This window comes from Enterococcus sp. DIV1224 (assembly GCF_050555455.1).
GTDB classification, from domain to species: domain Bacteria; phylum Bacillota; class Bacilli; order Lactobacillales; family Enterococcaceae; genus Enterococcus_B; species Enterococcus_B lactis.
Window position 1 is genome coordinate 922,180 of the sequence record NZ_CP187859.1, and the last position, 20,297, is coordinate 942,476.

The window sequence follows — 20,297 nt, forward strand, 5'->3', positions numbered from 1 at the left end:
GAATGAAGAAAATATGGCATTTGAAAGCTTAACTGAACGTCTCCAGCAGGCGATGGGAAAACTAAGAAAAAAAGGGAAAGTATCAGAAGCTGACGTAAAAGAAATGATGCGGGAAATCCGCCTTGCCTTACTAGAAGCCGATGTTAACTTGCAAGTAGTCAAAGACTTTACTAAACGCGTACGCGAACGTGCGGTAGGGGCAGAAGTGCTGGAAAGTTTATCACCTGCACAACAAATCGTAAAAATCGTTGATGAAGAATTAACGATCACACTTGGTTCTGAAACAGCAGAGCTAAATAAATCACCAAAAATACCAACTGTTATCATGATGGCTGGTCTACAAGGGGCAGGTAAAACAACTTTTACCGGTAAATTAGCGAATTATTTAAAGAAAAATGAAAATGCTCGTCCGCTCCTAATCGCAGGGGACGTATATCGACCAGCAGCGATCGACCAATTGAAAGTATTAGGTCAACAGCTAGATGTTCCTGTATTTGACATGGGAACAGAAGTCAGCCCAGTAGAAATCGTTCGTCAAGGGATGGAGTTAGCAAGAGAAAAGAAAAACGACTATGTATTGATCGATACGGCAGGACGTCTGCACATCGATGAAACATTGATGGATGAGTTGAAACAAATCAAAGAATTGACTCAACCAAATGAGATCTTGCTAGTTGTTGATGCCATGACTGGTCAAGATGCCGTCAATGTAGCTGACAGCTTTAATCAGCAATTAGGGATTACTGGAGTCGTCATCACTAAACTTGATGGGGATACTCGAGGCGGGGCAGCCTTATCGATCCGCTCAGTGACAGGCGCACCAATCAAATTCATCGGTTCTGGTGAAAAACTGACTGACTTAGAAGTATTCCACCCAGATCGTATGGCTAGCCGTATCCTTGGTATGGGGGATATGCTGACACTGATCGAAAAAGCGCAGCAAGACTATGATGAGAAAAAAGCGGAAGAACTTGCACAGAAGATGCGGGAAAACTCATTTGATTTCAATGACTTTATTGAGCAACTCGATCAAGTGATGGGGATGGGCCCACTGGAAGATCTAATCAAAATGATCCCCGGAATGAATCAAGTCCCTGGAATCGAAAACGTCAAGGTAGATCCAAAAGACGTTGAACGCAAAAAAGCGATGGTTTATTCTATGACGCCAGCAGAAAGGGCGAATCCTGATCTGTTGAATCCAAGCCGTCGTCGCCGAATTGCTGCCGGTTCTGGAAACAGTGTGGTTGAAGTAAACCGAATGATCAAGCAATTCAAGGAATCAAGAAAAATGATGCAACAAATGTCCAAAGGGGATATGAACATCCCAGGTATGGACCAAATGTTTGGTTCAGGCGTCAAAGGAAAACTAGGCAAAATGGCGATGAATCGAATGATCAAGAAAAATAAGAAGAAAAAGAAAAAACGGAAATAAGATGAAAAAAACAGCTTCGGTACAGACTGAAAATGTCTACTGCCGGAGCTTTTCTATCAGCAATTTTTATTCTTTACTGATACAATTACTCTAAACGAAGAGGAGGTACAAATGAGATGTCCGTGGAGTGAACAAACAGAAAGTATGCGGCAATATCATGATACTGTCTGGGGTGTTCCTGAATATGATGACCAAAAGCTGTTCCGAAAATTGATGCTAGACATCAATCAGGCAGGATTGAGCTGGCAGACGATTTTAAATAAAAGTGACGCATTCGATGAAGCATATGATCAATTCGATATCCAAAAAGTCGCAAATTATGGAGAAACAAAAATGAGCGAACTAATGGAAAACAAAGGAATTATTCGGAATCGCAGAAAAATCGAATCAGCTGTCCAAAACGCTAAAGCAGTCTTGAAGATTCAAGAAGAATTCGGCAGTTTTTCTGAGTATCTTTGGTCGTTTTCTAATGGAAAAATCGTTGATTCTTCTTATCATTCACAAGAAGAAGTCCCGACAATAAGTCCTCTTTCAGATGAATTAGCAAAAGATCTAAAGAAAAGAGGATTTAAATTTATTGGCAGTACGACAATCTATGCTTTTTTAGAAGCAGTCGGGATCATCAATGATCACCTTGACAGTTGTTTCCGCAAAGAAGAGGTCGTACGTATCGGCAGAAAATAAAGAAAGGGCGAATAAAGCATGCGAAAAATCATATTTTATGGCGCTGTAAGTTTAGATGGTTATTTGGCAACGAAAACGGATGACCTTCAATGGCTTTTTGACACTCCGACAGGTGAGCAAACCACTTATGAAGATTTTTATGAAACAATCGATACGACCATCATGGGCAGGAAAACTTATCAAGAAGCAAAAAAATATTTAGAAACCGAAGCAATTTATCCAGAGAAAAAGAATTTCGTTTTTTCAACCAATGCACAATTACAATTACCAGATGCTGAGGTCGTACACGAAGAGCCTGTTGCTTTTCTAAAAAATCTACAAATGACAGAAGGAAAAGATATCTGGGTCGTGGGTGGCGGTCGATTGATCAAACCGTTAGTAGAACATCAAATGATTGATGAATGGTATATCCAGATTGCCCCTGTATTATTAGGGGACGGAATCCCTTTATTCCAAAAAGGAACCTATGAAGCACGTTTTGAATTGCTAGATACGACACGATTCGGTGAATTTATCGAATTACATTATGTACGAAAGTAGAAGCAAATAAAACAAAAGAAGCGTGAGACAAAAGTGTTCTTTACTTTTGTCTCACGCTCTAAACACATATAAACGGCGGAAGCAGAAGCAACTCCTTCGGAAATAAGCTGAAATTCACAAAAATTTGAAAAGCAATTTTCGTGAATTCCTTCTTATTCTTGGAGTTAAACGCTTCTGTCCCAGCCTCTTTTTTTATTATTGTTCTGATTTTATTCTGCTAATTTGTTAGAAAAATCTAGATACGCATCTAAAATCGTTTGGAAGAAACTTAATGTTCCTTCAACGATATTGCCGTTTTCATCAATTAGATTCGCAACGTTTCCGATATATGCTTCCGGTTGTTGCAAGGTTGGCACATTCAAAAAGACAAGTGATTGGCGTAGATGGTGGTTTGCGCCAAAGCCGCCAATCCCACCTGGTGATGCAGTAACGACTAAACCTGGTTTATGATCCCAAACACTGTGTCCATAAGGTCTTGAGCCTACATCTAAAGCATTTTTCAATACTGCTGGCACAGAGCGGTTGTATTCAGGAGTAACGAAAACGACACCGTCTAATCCGCTCACCTCCTCACGAAAACGAGTCCATTCAGCAGGAGCTTTTTCTGGGGTTTCAAGATCCTCATTGTAAAATGGCAGATCATCGAATTTTACAAATACACTTTCGTACCCTTCAGGAAGCAATTTCGCAAAAGCTTCTGCTACTTTTTTGTTGTAAGAATCTTTTCTTAAACTACCAATAAAAAATCCAATTTTTTTTGTCATACGATTTTTCCTCCTTCAAACTATCTATAATAATCTTACAAAAAATAAGTAATTGGAGCAAACAAAAACACTTACTGGCAAAAGTTTCGTTTTAGTTGACAAATGATCGCGAAGTATCGTTAGTCTCCATTGCCAACCCTCTTAGAAAGTCTATATAATGAAGAAAAAGGAGGGATAAGATGGAAGAATTATCATTATCGAAAAATGTAGCAAATTTACGAAAGAAAAAAGGCGTGACTCAAGAAACTCTAGCTGAATTCATAGGTGTGACAAAAGCTTCTGTTTCCAAATGGGAGACAGGCCAAAGTATGCCTGATGTACTCATATTGCCTAAATTAGCCAGTTTTTTTGATGTGTCTGTTGATGAACTGCTCGGCTATCATCCTCAATTGACGAAAGAGAAAATCAGACACTTTTATCAGCAGTGGACCACCGCTTTTTCTGAAGAGCCCTTTGAATATGTGATGGAGGACTGTAGAAAAGCGGTCAAACAATATTACTCATGTTATCCTTTTCTTCTACAAGTAGTCGTTTTGTGGTTGAATCATTTTATGCTAACAAAGGATCTGGAGGAACAACAAGCAATTCTGTCTGAAGCAGAAGCGTTATGTACGAAAATCGTTGAAGAATCAACAGAATTATCTCTATGCAATAATGCTTCTTTGTTAAAAGTAGCGGTCATGCTCCAGTTAGGCAAACCAGAAGAAGCTTTATCTGAAATCGAAGAAAAAGCGGACCCTTATCGTTTTGCCCAGCAAAGCGACACCTTACTTATCCAAGCGTACCGAGCCGCTGGTCAAACAAAAAAAGCGGTAAGCTATACTCAATTCAGCATGTTTTCTCATTTAATCAATCTCGTATCTTCAGCCACTCATTATCTATTGATCCAAATCATTCAATTACCGGTTATAGAAGAAACTGTCAATAGAATAGATGCTGTGATCCAAGCATTCAACCTGACGGCGGTCCATCCCAACAGTTGTGCTCAATTTTCTTACGCTGCAGCCTGTGCTTATGCGAAACATGAAAAAGAAGAACAAGTAATAAAGTGTTTAAAACAGTTTGTGGATTTGACACTTATACTTTTAAGCGAGGAAGGCAGGATCCTTCATGGTGATAGGTATTTTGATGAGATAAATGAGATATTTGAAGGAGCAGATCTTGGGGTACAGCAAATAAGAGACACGAAAATCATTAGGGAAGGGGCATTGAGTGCATTAGAAAATCCGATTTTTCAACAAATTGAGAAATCAAAAATTGTAAAACTAAAAAAACGATTGGCGGGCGAGTAATATGAGCATCAAAGAATTTCTTCCGTTTTTAATTCCTTTAATCATTGTACAGTTTGGATTACTTATTTATGTACTTCATCATATCTTTACACATTCTGCATATAAACATGGAAATCGAATGATATGGGTGATTATTGTTATTGTTGGTATGCAGTTCATCGGTCCTGTCCTTTATTTGATTTTTGGCAAGGAGGATGCGTAGTGGCTATCTTGACACTTGAAAAAGTCTCAAAGTCTTTTGGTACAAACAAATTGCTGGATGATTTATCTTTTTCTGTAGAAGAACAGACGATTTTTGGTTTCATCGGTAAAAACGGTGCTGGAAAAACGACAACTATGAAACTGATCTTAGGTCTTATCAAAAAAGACAGCGGAACGATCCGAGTGAACGGAAAAGAAGTAGAGTACGGACAAACAACGACCAATCAAGAAATCGGCTATTTAGCTGATGTACCGGTTTTTTATGATTATATGACCGCTTCCGAGTATTTGATCTTTTGCGGCGAACTCACAGGAATGCCTAAACAGCGGATAAAGGAAAAAACCAATGAACTGTTGTCACTTGTCGGTCTGTCGAATGAAAAGAAGCGGATCAAAAAATTTTCCAGAGGGATGCGACAACGTTTAGGGCTTGCTCAAGCCTTGTTGAACGAGCCCAAATTACTCATTTGCGATGAACCAACTTCTGCTCTTGATCCTGTTGGTCGAAAAGAAATCTTAGGTATCTTATCCTCTGTGAAAGAGCAAACGACGATTTTATTTTCAACTCATATTTTATCTGATGTGGTGCGTATCTGTGACAAAGTTGCTTTTTTGGATAATGGAAAAATCGTGTTGTCTGGATCAGTGGACGAATTGAAAAAGCAAACAAATGCTAGTGGGTTTGAGATCGTATTTTTTTCCAAAAAAGAGCGCGAACAATTTGAAGAGCTTTTACCTGGAGGGATGATCCGAAGTGAATTGCGTATAGCTTATCCACAAAAAAGTAAAGAAGAAATGCTTTTTGCTATGGATTTGCTAGCCAAATATCAATTGCCAGTCCAATCAGTCCAGATGGAAGAACCTACGCTAGAAAAACTCTTTTTGGAGGTCGTTCAATCATGAGACAACTCATTGCCTTCGCCAAAAAGGAGCTAAAGGAAAACTGGCGTACTGGAAAAATCATCACGCTAAGTGCGCTCACAGTGATTTTCGGTATAATGAATCCATTGCTAGCTAAATTGACTCCTTATTTAGTGCAAGCTATGTCAACAACTCTGGCAGAGTCAGGGATTTCTGTTCAGAAAATCATAGTTGATGCAACGACTTCATGGACACAATTTTATAAAAATATTCCGATGCTGTTGATTTTCTTTCTTCTTTTATTCAGCGGGATATTGACAAGCGAATACCAAAACGGAACAATCATCAACTTGCTGACAAAAGGGATGAAGCGATGGAAGATATTTCTGTCGAAATGGATCATGGGTATACTATTTTGGAGTGTCAGCTATTGGTGCTGTTATAGTATTACGCTAGCATACACGATTTATTATTGGGACCAGTCGATTATCTCCCATCCTTTATTTATCAGTTTTACTTATTATTTTTTTGGCTGTTGGCTTTATTCATTGATTTTATTTTATTCAGCTTTTCTTTCTTCCAATTATGCGGTTCTGTTGGCTAGTGGGGGAACGGTCATTCTGAGTTATGGTGCTGGGTTGTTCTCTAAAGTAGCAGAATATGTACCGACTTATTTGATTTCTTCCTCAAATTATCTTACGAAAGAAATCCACCTTACAGATTATACTCAGTCATTAGCAGTGTCATGTTGTTCTATCGTCATATCCATCGTAGCTGGGTGGCTTGTTTTTAACAAAAAAGAAGTCTAAAATCTGCTATTTCCTAAAAAAATCGAATTTAATCAAGCTGTAAAGAAAAAAAGCTTTACAGGGTAAAAAAAAACTGTTACACTACATCTTGTGAATAAAACAATGGAGGTGGAAATAAATAATGGCAGTTAAAATCCGTTTAAAACGTATGGGTTCTAAAAAGAGTCCTTTTTACCGTATCGTCGTAGCTGATTCACGTTCTCCTCGTGATGGACGTTTCATCGAAACTGTAGGTACTTACAATCCTTTGAAAGACCCTGCAGAAGTAGTTTTAAAAGAAGACTTAGTTCTTGACTGGTTATCAAAAGGTGCACAACCTTCTGACACTGTACGTAATATCCTTTCAAAAGAAGGCGTTATGCAAAAACACCACGAAGCTAAATTCTCAAAGAAATAAGGTGACCGGATATGAAAGATTTAAGCGACTTAGTCTTAACAATCGTTCGTCCGCTAGTCACTTATCCTGATCAAGTCAAGTTAGATGTCGTAGAGTCGAAAGATTTTTACGAGTACAACCTAACAGTGGCACCTGAAGATATTGGCCGTATCATCGGAAAACAAGGGCGTGTTGCCAAAGCAATCCGCACAATCGTTTACGGTGTTCGGATCAATGCACCAAAAAAAGTGCGTTTGAATATCATCGATGATAAGGAAAAGTAAATAAACGTGCTGTACTCGAATTTCCGAGTACAGCTTTTTTGTTTTTTTATTAATTGAAGAAATGATTATTTGGCAAAAGAAGCAAGAAAGCGTATCCTTATAATAGGAGGGAGTGAGCAGATAATGAGAAATACTATGTTATTTATTCCGTTTGTCTTATTGTTAAGCGCCTGCAGTTTGATTACTGAAAGATCAGACAATACGCAACCATCAAGCAGTACATCTGAAACTGTTGCAAGTACAGAAAAAAGTAGTACTAAAATGGCTTCATCTACTGAACAAACAAGGGCTACCTCAAGTAATGAGGAAAAGACTGCTTTAAACCAATTGAAAGAACAACAACCAAACGTGCCCATGCCTTTAGATGTACCGATTTCTTCTGGCTATCTCAATGTCGCAGCGGCACAAACAAAGCAAGGTTATTCTATTTTATATTACGGATCAGATCGTCCCCTCAGGTTGAATGCTGACGAATTGAATCAAGAAACGCCTATTGCAACTTATCTCTATCAATATGGATTTGCTTCTAGTCAAGAAACGATACAAGTCTTGCAGCCATTTGAGATCGATACAAATGGGCAGAAAATGGATTTAGGTCATCAAATCACGGGGTATCAGCAAGGAGCAGCAGGTTCAAGCTACCTTGAATGGCAAGAAGGAAATTGGCGTATTCGGATCCGTGGGAATAATATTGATGGTCAAGAACCCTTGCCGTTAGCTAAAGAAATCGTAGCCTATTTGGAAGAAAACAGGCTGCCAGCACCTGAACAATTTGGTAAGATAACTATTGATATGGGAGATACGACGAATCGAGCCGTAGAAGTAAGTTGGCAAGAACCGAAAAATGTCTATACGATCACTCGTCAAGACCCTATGGCTGCATTGAAGATGGCAGTTTCTATGAAGAAGCCATGACAGAAGTGCTGAGCTTCAAGAAATAAGAAGTCATCAAAAACAGTACGCCACATTTTTGCAATAAATTTGGCTTAATACCCTAAAAGAAAACTAGAATTGCCTCTCCGCACATGCTAAAATAAAACAGACAAAAAAGAAATGGGGATATAAGTTGACTGAATACTTGAATGTAGGAAAAATCGTAAACACACAAGGTATCAAAGGTGAAGTCCGTGTGATCTCAACAACGGATTTCCCAGAAGAACGTTACAAAAAAGGGACGGTGCTGACATTATTCCAAGATGGAAAAGCACCTATTGAATTAACGGTCAAAAGTCATCGTAAACATAAAAATTTTGACTTATTGAGTTTTGAAGGTCATCCTTCCATCAACGATGTGGAAAAATATCGGGATGGCATATTGAAAGTGTCAAAAGACAACTCTGTAGATCTAGATGAAAATGAATTCTATTACCACGAGATCATCGGTCTGCGTGTGGTGGAAGAAGATGGAACGGAACTAGGTAAAGTAAAAGAAATCTTGTCACCAGGCGCTAATGATGTTTGGGTCGTTCAACGTCCGAAAAAGGCTGATATCTTGCTTCCATATATCGCTTCTGTCGTCAAAGAAGTTGATTTAGAAGCTGGAGTGATCCGTGTAGAAATCCCAGAAGGACTGATTGACGATGAAGATTGATGTATTGACTTTATTTCCACGAATGTTTGAAGGTCCTATGGGTGAATCCATCATCGGCAAGGCTGTAGATAAAGGTTTATTAGACATCAATATCTCTAACTTCCGCGACTATTCAGATAATAAACATCAGACAGTAGACGACTATCCATATGGCGGAGGAGCAGGTATGTTGCTCAAAGTCCAGCCAATCTATGATAATATCCAAGCAATTGAACAAGCTGCACCTGATGTCAAGAAACGAGTCATCCTTCTTGATCCAGCTGGTAAACGATTCGATCAGAAAATGGCAGAAGAATTTTCACAAGAAGAACACCTGGTATTCATTTGTGGTCACTACGAGGGGTATGATGAACGTATCCGCACATTAGTGACAGATGAAGTTTCCTTAGGGGATTATGTCCTTACTGGGGGAGAATTAGGTGCGATGGTCATGATCGATGCAACAGTTCGGCTGTTGCCAGATGTGTTAGGCAATCAGACTTCTGCCCAAACCGATTCTTATTCAACTGGTCTATTAGAACATCCCCAATATACTCGTCCAGCAGAATATAAAGGGATGAAAGTACCAGAAGTATTGACAAATGGAAATCATAAATTGATTGAAGAATGGCAATTAAAAGAGTCGCTAAGAAGAACCTATCAACGCCGACCTGATCTCTTGGAAACACTTGAATGGACGCCTCAAATGACGAAATTTTTAGAAGAAATCAAGAAAGAAGAGCAAAAAAAACAGCAGATGTAGGCAAGTAACTTTTTCTAAAATCTTCTTTACAGTAGATTGATAGTATGTTAGTATTTTATGGTGAGTGCACAAGCACTTAACTATTACGATATTCCGCTGTGAGAGAAGCTCATAAGAATATTTGGAATAAGGAGAAGAAAACCATGAATCCATTAATCGAAGAATTAACAAAAGACCAATTACGTTCTGACATCCCAGCGTTCCGCCCTGGTGACACTGTGCGTGTTCACGCAAAAGTTGTCGAAGGTACTCGTGAACGTATCCAGTTATTTGAAGGTGTTGTTATCAAACGCCGCGGTGCTGGAATCAGCGAAACTTATACAGTACGTAAAGTTTCTAACGGAGTGGGCGTTGAGCGTACATTCCCATTGCACACACCACGTGTTGCAAAAATCGAAGTAGTTCGCTACGGTAAAGTACGTCGTGCAAAATTGTACTACCTACGTGCATTACACGGAAAAGCTGCTCGTATCAAAGAAATCCGTCGTTAATCATTGTTATCAGACAGAGAAAGAACCCTTGGTATTCAAGGGTTCTTTTTTTGTTCTTATCATGTAATGCAATATTCTTGATTCAGTATTTTTTAATTACTCGACTGGGCGAATAACTTATTAGGATGAGTCTTCCGACAAATATTAGTAAAAAAAAGAGCCATGTGATAATATCTTTCTTGAGAGTAACCGCTTTAAAAAATCCAGAATATTCTAACATAAATGGAGTATTCTTAGAATCAAAAGGAGAAAGAAGATGATTTATACTTATACGGAGCAAGAGAAAATGAAAGTTTTGGAGACATTTATGAAGGATGGAAAAGTAAAACAAGTACCAAGCGCAACAAAAAAGAAATACATCTTGCTGAAAGAAGTCTTGAAACGATTCGAACATGGAGTAATCTATACAGAAACAGAAGTCAATTCGATATTGATGGACATATTTTCTAGTGCTGATTATGTCGAACAAAGGCGTTATCTAATCACATTCGGTTTTTTCAAAAGAAGTTCGGATGGTCGAGCGTATCAGTTGATGGGAAATGAAAATTAGAAGTTTTGATTTATACTAATTGAAAAAAATTCAAGTATGCGGCGTAGAACCAATGTCGCATACTTGAATTTTTTTTGTCATCTGTATCTATAATACAAAACCAAGAACGTTATTCAAAATATGGATAGCCATGATAAAAGCTAATGAGCGATTCGCAGTTAAATAAGCAATCGTCAGTAAAATCGTTCCAGGAGCGTACATGAAAAAATCAATTGGATGCGTTACATGAATAAATGTAAATAGAAAAATAGAAATCAAAGAAGACAAAATTAAACCAATAGATTGAGAAAGCCAATTAATTAAAAGATGACGAAAAATAAGTTCTTCTAAAATCGGGCCAAGGAAAGCAAAAACAATCAAAGTCAAAAATAGCGGCGTTTGTTTTCCTAATTGCGATAAATATTCCTGATTGGCTGATTGGTTAGTAGGACCTAAAATGTGTTGCATGAAGACATCTACTAAAAAGATCAAGCCTACCCAAAAAAATATACTAGCAATTCTCAGCCAAGTTTTTTCTTTGAAATAAGAAAAACTTTCTATGATCTCTTTACGAAACAAAATGATTCCAATAATAGAAGGAATACATAAGTTAACCGCGAACACAACAAACTCTGAATGTATTAAATCACTGTTCGTTACCATAGATAATAAGGCTAATGGAAGGATCCCTAATTGAAATCCTATGAATAAAAAATAAAGAATGAATAAAGATAATTCTCTTTTATTTGTACGAATAAACGTCAAAACGTACCTCCTAAAATTAGATTTTGGACAAATGTCCTTTAAAAAGATAACAAGATTTTGTTCTTGAAACAATATATATGCTTTTATTCTTCCCCCCTAGCTTCCAAAATTAAGCAATACTTCAATTCATCAAGTTTTATCTTTTTTTTAATAATCGTAAAAAAAGAGTATTTTTTATTTAAAAATAAATCTTTTCTATTAAGCGTGAGGAATAGAATAATCTTAGAATAAAAAGAGAATAGAAATGATCCAAACTTTCCATGCATCAATAAAATAGTAAAAATTAGATTTTGAATAACGTGCACGTGCTTATTTGATAACGCTTTTTTATTGAGAGGAGGGATGAAAATGATCAAGAAAACTCAAAATAAAATCCAACGTATATGTCAAAAACATTTTGATTCTAGACTAAAAGCTATATCTCGAAGAAAAAACTTGCGTACCATTGCAGTTTCGATAATCGTGATTCTTACTTTCTTAGGAAGTTTATCCAATAGGAATGTAAACGTTTATACAGAAACGTCAAGTTTTGCTAACCAAATGACAGAGGAGACAAATAGTCCACCCGCCTCTGAAATACAGTCAACAGAAAGTACCGATCAGTCTAGCAACAACGAGACAACCTCAACTACAACCTCGACTCAGCTGATTGATCCGACAGAAGAAGAAATCGCAGCAGCAAAAGCAGCAGGGGAAAAAGCTTATTCAGAAACAGGTAAAAGTCAGACATTTAGTGCTGTTGCGGCCACTGCGAATTTCAACGGACATACCATACCAGATGGATATACAGTGATATATGCCAAAGATGGAGTCATTGTTGCGGTTAACGGAACGATGAGTGCGGATAAAACCGCGCTACAAGGTGTTACCAAAGCAATCGCTTTTATTGATAACCGTCCAGATATCCATAATCTGTTTATTGGCTCCACAGTAAATGGTACTACTACCACCTTCCCAAAAAGTATCTATATGGGGGTGGCTACCGCTGGAAATACGATCGATTCCGTTACACCCAATGCGGATAAAAGTTATTCTTTTACACCCTCAACATGGGGAGGGCTTCCTGCCGGAGGGGGTATTAGTACTTTTTCAATCGGTATACAGTTAGCAAACGATATTCCATTCACAGGGTACTCGATCAAAAATGGACAGATCGTTGATAACAAGGGGAATATTTCAGTTGTTCCAACCTATCAAGCAGCGACGGTTCAGGTCAATGCAAACCAACCTGGAACATTCTCTTATACTGTTAATGGCGGGATAGCACAAACTGGAACATACGGGACTACACTATCTGGAATCCATGTGGGGGACAAAGTGGTTATTATTCCAACAGCAGTAACGGGCTATTCTTTTGCACAAACAAACGGTTCTTTCACAGCCCTAGAAAGTAACGTCGATACGGTGACCTATACAGGCAAACAAACACCAATCACTATTAAGTATCAAGACTATTTTGGACAGACGATTGCTCCTTCTAAAATAATGAATCTTACTTACGGAAGTGCTGCACAAGACCTGACGACTAATGTGCCTATTATCAGCGGATATACCTTTACAGCTGTTTCAGCGACAGAAACAAAGAACCAATCAGCAACGAGTGTTTCAGCTAGTTTAGATACAAATGGAAATGTAATCGTAAAGGACGCAAATGGAAAACAGATTTCTGAAGTCATCCTATATTATAAGACAAATGCAACAGTATCAATCAATGCAAATGGCAGTAAGTACTATGATGGTCTTTCTGTTGTACCGATCGTTAAATATACCTTTAATGATAAAACAGAATCAACATCCCTTTTAAACAATGATCTCAATATTGATCAAATCCCATGGAATCCAACTGATTTCAAAGCGATGAATGAAAAGGGAGTTGAAGTAACTGCGCCTACTGAAATTGGAACCTATACGTCTTGGCAATTGACAGAAAGCGGATTAGCTAAACTAGCTGCCAGAACAAACTATCTATTTCCTATCGTGTAGACATCTGATATCTATACGATCAAGCCAATCAGCGGTACGGTAGAGCTCGGTGGCAGTAAGACATATGATGGAAAAGCAGGAATCCCGTCAATCCATGTCAAGCTAGCAGAAGGTGTCACCAGTTCGGTTACTCCAGTGCAAGTGACCCTTAGCAACACGGACTACACAGTAGATGCACAATCAGCAAAAAATATGGTTAACGTTGGCAGCTATGCAATTAAATTAACGAAAAGCGGGATAGATAAAGTCAAAGCAGCAAATCCCAAGATGTCATTTACTGATATAGCTAACACATCAGGAACCTATACCATCAATAAAGCCGATGCAGTGATTACTGTCGATGACGCTGCCTTTAATTATGATGCCCAAAGTCACTCGATACCGGTTGGAAATGTCCACGTTACTGGTGTTGTCTCAGGTGAAGCATTGGATTATACACTAACAGCTAACAGCCGGACAGATATCGGAACACAAATAGTAACGATTAGTTTAGGGGAAGGAACTGTAAACAATAATTATTCGATTACCGCAACAGATACCGCTGAGTTGACGATCAATCCGACTCTCTTGCTTCCTTCGACAGGCGGGATAGGTCTACTGCCCTTTGTCTTTTTAGGAATGATTTTTATTTTTTCTGGCTTCTTTTATTTTATCCATCGTAAGAAAAAAGCAGGTGAACAGCGATGAAAAAAATAAAAAGTGTACGTGTGGATAGGTTTGCCGTTCTCTTTTTTATCCTACTGGGATTTTTTAGTGGTTCTCCGACTGTGTCAGCCAGAGAATCATCTATTACATTTACTTTGCATAATCGAATGTTCGAAAGCGAACAGATGCCAAGTATCAGTCAAAACGACGGAATGGCTAGTCCAGATAACTTTCAGTAGGCAAAAGGGTTGAACGGTGTTACTTTCGCTATATATGATGTCTCGGATGAATTTTACAAGCTGCGGTCAGAAGGAAGTAGTATAGAAGACGCACAAAGAAAACTAGCACAGAAAAGTGATAGTGAAAAAATACTGGCAGAAAGTGTGACAAAAACAGTAGACGGGGGAGAGGGCATTGCTTCTTTTCGTGTATCGGACAAAGACGAGCAAGGTCGTGACGCTGTTTACCGATTTGCGGAAATAAAATCTTCAGATCAAGTAAAAGAAAAATCAGCACCATTTGTCGTCGTGCTTCCTGTGACAGATTCATCTAATCATAAATTGACGACCATCCACTTGTATCCTAAGAGCGAACAAAAAATACCTGCTGCACTCACATTAACAAAAAAAGTAGAGAACAAGCAGACAGATTTTGCAGATGGGGATAAAGTACCTTATCTCATCACTACCACAATTCCTGAGAACATCAACGAGGTAGGAACCTATACGATCACAGATACAGCTGATCCTCAGTTGTGGCTAGAACCAGAAACGATCGATCTTTTGATTGGGGGAGAAAAGATTCATACATTTCATACACAAAAAACAAAACATGGTTTTGTATTATCGGATTCTGGAAAAGATCTCAGTTCGTTTGCTGAGAAAAAATTAACGATCCGTTACCAAATGTCATTGAAAGAAAACAGTGAAAAAACGACATTTGACAACGAGGTACGTTTGACGACTGACAATCAAACAGTAGAAACACATCTTGCCACCCAAACAGGTGGCAAACAATTTGTCAAAGTGGATCGGCAGACGAAACAAAGACTGGCAGATGCTCAATTTCTAGTCAAAAGAGATAACCAATATTTAGCGCAAGAAAATGGGATAAATCACTGGGTAGCCAAAGATGATCCGAGAGCAACGATTTTTACTTCCGGTAAAGATGGAACATTTTCTGTCCATGGTTTGTCTTTTAGAAGCTATGAACTAGTTGAGATCAAGCCGCCTAAAGGATATGTATGGAGTCCAGCACCAATTCTCTTTGAAGTTGAAGCAGGCAGTTATGATCCGCTTCATCCTATACCATTGGAAATCATCAACGAACCAGAAGCAAATCGGACAAATAACGGAAAAACGCCAGTTCAGATACAGACGAATGGCCCATCAAATGAAAAAAGTGGAGGAAGTTTTCCAAAAACAAACGAAGAGATGCTTGGAGGTTTCTCAATCTTAGGGGTGTTGCTAGTCCTTTCAACAGGGGCAGCTTGGTTTTATAAAAAACAACAAAAAGGAAACAATAGGAGGGAAATAAAATGAAAAACATCAAAACAAAAATATGGGCACTTCTAGGAACTACTATTATGTTGCTTCCTTTCGTTCTCAGCCTAGGAACTGCAGATGTCTCTGCAGCCGTATCACCTACACCAGAAAATGTCACGGTTAATTTGCATAAATTGAAATTCACTTCAGCACCAGAAAATCAAATAAACAACGGAACGGAATTGACATTTCCGAATAGCGAACCATTGAATGGTGTAGAATTCAACGTATACGACATCACCGCTACGTACTATCCAAGTAAAGATACAGCAGTTCCAGCAGACGCTACACCCTTTGCAAGTGTAACGACTTCTGGTGAAGGATTAGCTAACTTGACTCTTCCAGGTAAATCTGAAGGGAAAGATGCTGTATATGTCTTTGTAGAAACACCAAAACCTGGTGTCGAAACGTCGCCAAATATCGTGTTGAGCTTACCCTTTTACAACCCTGATTCATCAGACCCTGACAAACCTTTAGACACGATTCATCTATATGCTAAAAATGTCATCAAAGAAAGCAATATCAAAATCCAAAAAGCTGGGAACTTTTCAGGGGTAGATAAGTTAGCAGGGGCGCAATTCCAGATCAAAAATTCAGACAATCAATTTGTGACTGGTTTTGATGAAAATACTGGTGTCGCTCTTTATGGTCCTGCCGAATCAGCATTGACATTCACAACAGATAGTGAAGGATCCATCAGTGTCAATGGGTTACTAGACGGAAATTATACTTTGGTTGAAACAAAAGCACCAGATGATTATCAATTGACCGATCCACAAAAAGAAACCTCATTTGTAGTAGAAAACGGAAAATTGCAACAAACAACCGGAATCATCCATGGCGCGGATGAAGCCGATCTTGGGAATCCAAACGGTGTAGTCAATCGGGAAAATACAACTACGGATAACACGATTACTGTAGAAAATGTCCAAAACTACGGTGATTTCCACTTCATCAAACAAGATGTGAACACGCAAGAAAAATTAGCCGGTGCAGAATTTTCTATTCTAAGAGCAAAAGATCCAACTGTTAAATTAATGAAAAAAATAGCAAACCTTGCCTCAGGAGAATACCCATATGCTTGGTCAGATGAAGTCACAGGTTCTGACTGGGAAGAAGTGAAATTGATTTCTGATTCAGAAGGGGAATTTTCAATCGAAGGGCTGAAACAAGGGGCATACTGCCTTCAAGAAACAAAAGCACCAGAAGGCTACGCATTACCTAAGAATGAAGCTGCGTACACTGAATTTACAGTAGATGATGATCCAACAACTTCTGATGAAACAACGATCGATAACCAACCTAAAGGAATCTTGCCTTCAACTGGGGGTATGGGGATCATCGTATTCATCTTGGTAGGTATTGCTTTAGTTGGAGGAACAGTGATCTACTTCAAAAAACGCCATCAAGAAACAGAAGCTTAAACTATTGGAAACAAAAATCATACGATAAATAAACGACAGTGATTCAAATGGGGAGAAAGGTTGTGACAGAAGTGGTCGGTCTCTTGGTATTAAGTCAAATGTATGCAACAATGTGAGGAACCATTTTCACAAAATTTATCTTAATACTCGAAACTAAACTGCTTTTTCACAACCTCTTCTTTAAACGGTGTTCTCCTGCCAACTCCTCGGTCACAAGTCACAATATTCATCAAACATGAGAAGCTGTTTTTTGAAATTGTTCCTTGTGACTCAGAGCTGAACGGCAGGCTCACGACCTCTTTCTTAAACGGTGTTCAATCAGCTGACCTTCGGTATTAGCTCAACAAACGGCAAAATATGAGGAACTATTTTTCCGTTTGCTTCTCTAATACTCAGGTCAAGGCGCTGATTTCACAACCTCTTCATATACATATTAGAAAATAGGTGGACATGATGAAAAAAAGCAGAATAAGAATACTGGACATCTTCATGGCAATCATTTTAGTCGTTGGGATCGGGATCTTTTCTTATCCTTTTGTAGAAGATTCACTGAATGATTTTCTTGCCCAGCAAATGATCATCCATTATCAAAAGCAGGCATCGAGTAAGAATTCAGAAGAAATAAAAAAACAGCAGGAAAAAATGACAAAGAAAAACCAACAGTTGGCAGAGCAAAACGTATCACCAGGGATAGGCAGTTTCAACCAAGCAGTTGATGCAAAAGCATTAAAAGATTTACCTAGTAATGCCTTTTATATGGAACATATGCTTGGAGTCATCGAAATCCCAAAAATCAATGTCAGCTTACCTATATTCGATCAGACAACGGAAATATTTTTGCAAAAAGGAACGTCATTATTGGAAGGAAGTTCTTATCCGACTGGCGGGAAAAGCACCCATGCCGTTCTTTCTGGGCATCGTGGACTCCCAGAAGCAAAATTATTTACAGATTTGCCTAAGTTGAAAAAAGGAGACCAGTTTTTCATCCAGATCAATGGAAAGACATTGGCGTATCAAGTAGAAAAAATCCAAGTGGTCTTACCTGATGAAGTAGATTCTTTGGGTATCCAAAAAGGCAGAGATCTCGTGACTTTGCTTACCTGCACTCCTTATATGGTCAATACACATCGACTGCTTGTGACGGGGCATCGTATTCCTTATCAAGCAAAAGAGGCAAAAAAAGCGATCCAAGGAATTGATCAATGGAAAAAATGGAAATTTTTTATTTGGTTTATCGGTATACTACTTGGATCAATCGGCTTAGTTTGGCTACTCATCGCTTATTTAGATTCTTTGGCCATCGCTAAGCGAAACTATCCTTTATCATTTTATGTAAAGAACACAAACGGACGACCAATCGAAGGAATGGTCTTTTCTGTAAAAACGCTCAACGGCAAACACTATATTACTAGAGAAAAAGTTCCATTTGTGAAAGCTTCTGATGAATACGGACTTGTGAGATTTTCTGATTTAAAAGGCGGGAACTATCGCTTGCAACATGAGGAGCTTCTGCTTAAAATCCATGTAAAACATAAACATTCGAAACAGTTTTCAATGAAATTGAAAAAAGGAAGATACAAACTGCGAAAAGAAAAAGAGGTGTACTATTTGATTGAGAAAGAATGAATGAAGATGTACAAAAAAGCAGAGGGAACAGACTAAATGAAAAAAGAGAGAAGCTGACGAAATGGACGTGTAAACTGCTATTTTTGGTTTACTATCTGGAACGCCAGCTTCTATTTTTTTATGTTTCAGAAGAATTTTATTATTATAGTATAACTTTTGAATTAGTTTCCATAACATTTGGAGCAAGGGGTTAAACCACGAGCTTGAGCTTCGCTTAAAGTGGCAGGGGTATACGTACCATTTCCACATTTATGTGTATGGTATTTTGAACCGGTCGGTGTGACATAGACAGTTTGTTCATTATTTTGCTCAGGAGCTGCGGCTTGTGCCTGCTGAGAGGCCTGTTCAGCTGCTGCTTGCTGTTGCGCCTGTTCTGCTTGTTGCTGTGCGATTGCTTCTTGCCTCGCCTGTTCTGCTTGTTGCTGTGCGATTGCTTCTTGTTGCGCTTGTTCTGCTTGTTGTCGTGCAATTTCTTCTTGCTTTTTCCGTTCTTCTTCTGCTTCTTTTGCTTTGATTGTGGAATCAATTGCAGCAAGACGGCTTGTCAACTCTTGTTTGTTTTCAGGTAGCGCTTGGATAGCTGCTGAAGCAGTTGCATAGTTTTCTTTTGTAGGATTTGCTTCAGCTTGTGATAAAGCAGATTCCGCTTCTGTCACTTTTTTTTCTAGTGCAGCTTTTTCCGCTTTTTGTTTCTCTTCTTCTTTTTTCTTTTCAATTTGTTCTTGTTCTTTCGATGAATCTGCCGTACTTTCGGAGATCGTGGTACTGCTGCTGGAAGCTTGAGCTGAACTTGTGCTTTGAGTAGTAGACGTAGTAGCACCACACCCACTCAACAAACTTCCTGCGACCAAAAACAACGCAACTAATTTTTTCACTAAATTTCCTCCTTAAGTAAAAAAACAACCGTTTTCAATAAATGTCCTTTTCAATTGTTTACTTACTTGTTATAATAATTGTGTTATGAATAGTGATTGAGGAAACTTAATCTAATCCCGTGTTGATACACGGGATTTTTGCTATAGTTCTGTTATTAAGTATGTAATAATAAAATATGTACGTTATTTTATTATTAGATTATTGACATTTATATAATAAACGATTAAATGATTCATATCAATAGAATGCTTAGGAAAAAAAGAGAAATAATAACAGGTTTATGCACCATTAACTGTTTTGCAGTGGGATATTTGTATCCGTTTTTTTCTTGTATGTAGTATAGTAAAGTAGATACAGGAGGAGAAAATATGCAGATTTTTTTAACAAAAGTTTCTCAAAAGAAAATTAAAATGATTCATTTACTGCTTGAAACAGAACGTTGGTGTTCAATAGAAGAACTACAAAATGAATTGAAGGTATCAAGTAAGTCTATCTTGAATTATCTAACAGATTTAGAAGAATTGTTCCAACAATATCCTGATAAGGTCATTTTGAAGAATGAGAATAATCGGCGCTTTTCTATGGAAAAGCAGGAGAACTTCCCAATCTACACTATTTATCTTCATTTCTACAGAAAATCATATAATTATCATTTGATTGAATTCATGTATCAACATCTTGAGAAAAATTTGGAAGATTATGCAGACGCTCAATATACGAGTGTATCCACAGTTTTTCGTTATGCGAAGTTATTAGTAAAGTACTTTGAAATGACGGACGTCAAAGAATAGTCGCCGCCAGATAGAAGGAAATTAGCAGTTGAAAAAGCTGCCCTGCA

The 20,297-nt window shown here is 38.2% G+C and carries 22 protein-coding genes and 1 pseudogene; 20 read left to right on the plus strand and 3 right to left on the minus strand.

Annotated elements, in window-relative coordinates; genetic code table 11:
* The first annotated feature begins 13 nt into the window (after positions 1 to 13).
* The 3 genes from ffh to IGK53_RS04360 all read left to right on the plus strand — a co-directional run bounded on the left by ffh (position 14) and on the right by IGK53_RS04360 (position 2,656).
* On the plus strand, positions 14 to 1,432 hold the full coding sequence (gene ffh / locus IGK53_RS04350; RefSeq protein ID WP_002291602.1) for a signal recognition particle protein: 1,419 nt from the start codon (positions 14 to 16) through the stop codon (positions 1,430 to 1,432).
* Positions 1,433 to 1,543: 111 nt separating this feature from the next.
* Positions 1,544 to 2,116, plus strand: coding sequence for a DNA-3-methyladenine glycosylase I (locus IGK53_RS04355; RefSeq protein WP_002291600.1), 573 nt, complete (start codon positions 1,544 to 1,546; stop codon positions 2,114 to 2,116).
* Between the two features lie 18 nt (positions 2,117 to 2,134).
* Positions 2,135 to 2,656, plus strand: a complete 522-nt coding sequence (locus IGK53_RS04360; protein WP_002291598.1) for a dihydrofolate reductase family protein — start codon at positions 2,135 to 2,137, stop codon at positions 2,654 to 2,656.
* A gap of 209 nt (positions 2,657 to 2,865) precedes the next feature.
* Here the strand turns inward: IGK53_RS04360 and IGK53_RS04365 are convergent, their stop codons facing one another.
* The gene (locus tag IGK53_RS04365) at positions 2,866 to 3,420 is read right to left on the minus strand and encodes an NADPH-dependent FMN reductase (protein ID WP_002290264.1); all 555 of its coding nucleotides are present in this window, start codon (positions 3,418 to 3,420) and stop codon (positions 2,866 to 2,868) included.
* 179 nt (positions 3,421 to 3,599) lie between these two features.
* Between IGK53_RS04365 and IGK53_RS04370 the strand changes: the two genes are divergently transcribed.
* From IGK53_RS04370 to IGK53_RS04420, 11 genes are all read left to right on the plus strand, one after another.
* Positions 3,600 to 4,712, plus strand: a complete 1,113-nt coding sequence (locus IGK53_RS04370) for a helix-turn-helix domain-containing protein (RefSeq protein ID WP_002290265.1) — start codon at positions 3,600 to 3,602, stop codon at positions 4,710 to 4,712.
* A gap of 1 nt (position 4,713) precedes the next feature.
* Positions 4,714 to 4,914 carry a PLDc N-terminal domain-containing protein gene (locus IGK53_RS04375; protein ID WP_002290267.1) on the plus strand — a complete coding sequence of 67 codons (201 nt, stop codon included), beginning with the start codon at positions 4,714 to 4,716 and terminating at the stop codon, positions 4,912 to 4,914.
* Complete coding sequence (locus IGK53_RS04380; protein WP_002290269.1) at positions 4,914 to 5,816, plus strand: ABC transporter ATP-binding protein; 903 nt, start codon at positions 4,914 to 4,916, stop codon at positions 5,814 to 5,816. Before IGK53_RS04375 ends, IGK53_RS04380 begins: the two co-directional genes overlap by 1 nt.
* The gene (locus IGK53_RS04385; protein WP_002290271.1) at positions 5,813 to 6,583 is read left to right on the plus strand and encodes an ABC transporter permease subunit; all 771 of its coding nucleotides are present in this window, start codon (positions 5,813 to 5,815) and stop codon (positions 6,581 to 6,583) included. The genes IGK53_RS04380 and IGK53_RS04385 overlap by 4 nt, the downstream gene beginning before the upstream one ends.
* A 121-nt stretch (positions 6,584 to 6,704) precedes the next feature.
* On the plus strand, positions 6,705 to 6,980 hold the full coding sequence (rpsP, locus tag IGK53_RS04390; protein WP_002290274.1) for a 30S ribosomal protein S16: 276 nt from the start codon (positions 6,705 to 6,707) through the stop codon (positions 6,978 to 6,980).
* 11 nt (positions 6,981 to 6,991) lie between these two features.
* Entirely contained in the window at positions 6,992 to 7,243 is a 252-nt protein-coding gene (locus IGK53_RS04395; RefSeq protein WP_002290277.1) for a KH domain-containing protein, read from the plus strand.
* A 123-nt stretch (positions 7,244 to 7,366) separates the two neighbouring features.
* The gene (locus tag IGK53_RS04400; RefSeq protein WP_002290279.1) at positions 7,367 to 8,158 is read left to right on the plus strand and encodes a hypothetical protein; all 792 of its coding nucleotides are present in this window, start codon (positions 7,367 to 7,369) and stop codon (positions 8,156 to 8,158) included.
* A 151-nt stretch (positions 8,159 to 8,309) separates the two neighbouring features.
* Complete coding sequence (rimM, locus tag IGK53_RS04405) at positions 8,310 to 8,834, plus strand: ribosome maturation factor RimM (protein ID WP_002290281.1); 525 nt, start codon at positions 8,310 to 8,312, stop codon at positions 8,832 to 8,834.
* Positions 8,824 to 9,576: a tRNA (guanosine(37)-N1)-methyltransferase TrmD gene (gene trmD / locus IGK53_RS04410; RefSeq protein ID WP_002290282.1), complete on the plus strand. Its 753-nt coding sequence runs from the start codon at positions 8,824 to 8,826 to the stop codon at positions 9,574 to 9,576. Before rimM ends, trmD begins: the two co-directional genes overlap by 11 nt.
* A gap of 143 nt (positions 9,577 to 9,719) precedes the next feature.
* Entirely contained in the window at positions 9,720 to 10,067 is a 348-nt protein-coding gene (rplS, locus tag IGK53_RS04415) for a 50S ribosomal protein L19 (protein WP_002290284.1), read from the plus strand.
* 256 nt (positions 10,068 to 10,323) lie between these two features.
* On the plus strand, positions 10,324 to 10,617 hold the full coding sequence (locus IGK53_RS04420; protein WP_002290286.1) for a DUF2087 domain-containing protein: 294 nt from the start codon (positions 10,324 to 10,326) through the stop codon (positions 10,615 to 10,617).
* An 87-nt stretch (positions 10,618 to 10,704) separates the two neighbouring features.
* Here IGK53_RS04420 and IGK53_RS04425 read toward each other — a convergent pair whose 3' ends face one another.
* A complete protein-coding gene (locus IGK53_RS04425) occupies positions 10,705 to 11,361 on the minus strand; it encodes a CPBP family intramembrane glutamic endopeptidase (RefSeq protein ID WP_002290288.1) in 657 nt (218 codons plus the stop codon).
* A gap of 342 nt (positions 11,362 to 11,703) precedes the next feature.
* On the opposite strand from IGK53_RS04425, the pseudogene IGK53_RS04430 reads away from it, so the two are divergent.
* From IGK53_RS04430 to IGK53_RS04450, 5 genes and pseudogenes are all read left to right on the plus strand, one after another.
* Positions 11,704 to 14,031 (plus strand): annotated as a pseudogene (locus IGK53_RS04430) (MBG domain-containing protein).
* Positions 14,028 to 14,228: a hypothetical protein gene (locus IGK53_RS04435; protein WP_002290292.1), complete on the plus strand. Its 201-nt coding sequence runs from the start codon at positions 14,028 to 14,030 to the stop codon at positions 14,226 to 14,228. Before IGK53_RS04430 ends, IGK53_RS04435 begins: the two are co-directional and overlap by 4 nt.
* Before the next feature lie 9 nt (positions 14,229 to 14,237).
* Complete coding sequence (locus IGK53_RS04440) at positions 14,238 to 15,530, plus strand: SpaH/EbpB family LPXTG-anchored major pilin (protein WP_002290293.1); 1,293 nt, start codon at positions 14,238 to 14,240, stop codon at positions 15,528 to 15,530.
* Positions 15,527 to 16,957: a SpaH/EbpB family LPXTG-anchored major pilin gene (locus IGK53_RS04445; protein WP_002290294.1), complete on the plus strand. Its 1,431-nt coding sequence runs from the start codon at positions 15,527 to 15,529 to the stop codon at positions 16,955 to 16,957. The genes IGK53_RS04440 and IGK53_RS04445 overlap by 4 nt, the downstream gene beginning before the upstream one ends.
* A gap of 453 nt (positions 16,958 to 17,410) precedes the next feature.
* Positions 17,411 to 18,583: a class C sortase gene (locus IGK53_RS04450; RefSeq protein WP_002342481.1), complete on the plus strand. Its 1,173-nt coding sequence runs from the start codon at positions 17,411 to 17,413 to the stop codon at positions 18,581 to 18,583.
* Between the two features lie 161 nt (positions 18,584 to 18,744).
* Here the strand turns inward: IGK53_RS04450 and IGK53_RS04455 are convergent, their stop codons facing one another.
* Positions 18,745 to 19,458 carry a hypothetical protein gene (locus IGK53_RS04455; protein WP_002293155.1) on the minus strand — a complete coding sequence of 238 codons (714 nt, stop codon included), beginning with the start codon at positions 19,456 to 19,458 and terminating at the stop codon, positions 18,745 to 18,747.
* Between the two features lie 369 nt (positions 19,459 to 19,827).
* Between IGK53_RS04455 and IGK53_RS04460 the strand changes: the two genes are divergently transcribed.
* The gene (locus IGK53_RS04460) at positions 19,828 to 20,250 is read left to right on the plus strand and encodes a helix-turn-helix domain-containing protein (RefSeq protein ID WP_002293156.1); all 423 of its coding nucleotides are present in this window, start codon (positions 19,828 to 19,830) and stop codon (positions 20,248 to 20,250) included.
* Positions 20,251 to 20,297: the final 47 nt, after the last annotated feature.